The sequence below is a fragment of the Anaerosporobacter sp. genome (genome assembly GCF_965301125.1).
This window is the reverse complement of the sequence record NZ_CBDLAM010000126.1, coordinates 1-1,170: the sequence shown is the minus strand read 5'-3', so window position 1 is coordinate 1,170 and position 1,170 is coordinate 1. Positions and strand designations below refer to the sequence as shown.

Annotated in this window: 2 protein-coding genes; both read right to left on the bottom strand. The window is 30.9% G+C overall.

What is annotated here, in order from left to right:
• Window positions 1-92: 92 nt before the first annotated feature.
• Entirely contained in the window at window positions 93-443 is a 351-nt protein-coding gene (locus ACW2QF_RS13380) for a hypothetical protein (RefSeq protein ID WP_455716508.1), read from the bottom strand.
• A 129-nt stretch (window positions 444-572) separates the two neighbouring features.
• Window positions 573-1,170, bottom strand: a 598-nt coding sequence (locus tag ACW2QF_RS13375; RefSeq protein WP_455716507.1) for a JAB domain-containing protein, incomplete at its 5' end; no start/stop codon positions are given.

The window sequence follows — 1,170 nt, the reverse complement described above, 5'->3', positions numbered from 1 at the left end:
TTGTCTATACTTCAGTATATCTTTCTTATCATAATCCACCTCTTTTTTCTATATTAAGATTTATCTTGTCATGTATTTTTCTTTTTCAAAAATTATACACTCACCCCCTTCTGTTCATAGAAAAACACACTAATTCCATATTCTGTTGATAATTGGTAATATTCCTGATACCAACAACAGTCCTCTTGTTCACATATAATCTCTCTAAACTCTGCTAACCCAGGGCTGATATTGTACATATTTAAAAAGTCATGATACAACTTCTTATCATGACTTATAATAACAGAGCAGTAACCTCCTGACTGGAAGGGAATACTATTACAATTGTAATTATTCTCATAAATGTATAACGTTTTATTAATAGCTTCACTAACCACCTCTGGAACAACTTCATCAATTTTCATTGCAGATTTAAAGAACTGGTTACCTAGAATGTAGATCATTTACTTAATCTCCTTTATTATTATTTATCTATATTACTTTATATTAATAAACATTAGCTTCGGATATAGAACTCTTCAATCATATCTACTATACTCAAATAATGTAGTACATAATGGTTACAGTTACAATTAAATATAACCTTTCTCTTTCATAGAACAAAACCCTTCACCAATAATTATGTGGTCAGCCAAATTCAGTCCAACTAGATTTGCTGCATCTCGGATTCTCTTAGTAGACACTATATCTTCATTACTTGGTGTTGTATCTCCACTAATATGATTATGGTATATTACAAAGGATTGAGCTCCAGAAATCAATAGATGTGTTAATATCCTTGCTGAATCTAAATTAGCTGAATTCATACTTCCTATCGACATTAATTGAATACTTATAGGTTCCATTTTTGTTGTTAAGCCAACAACATATACACATTCTCGATCTAGGTATCTTGGCAAAAGCTTTTTTCCTAATATTGCAGCTTTTTCTGGCGTAGAAAATCTTTCAACTTGATACCTTCTTCCTCTTTTACTATGTAGTCTGGTTTCAACTACAGATACTTCAAAGTATTCTTTATCCTCCCTGTTTTCTTCCATTTTTCTGATTACCTCTTCAAAGTTACTAAATTGCTCTTGTTGATCATCCGTCATAAAATTACCTCTTTCTAAGCATAGAAAAAGAGCTATTACCTGTACATTTGGTAATAGCCCACATTGTAGATTATATTGA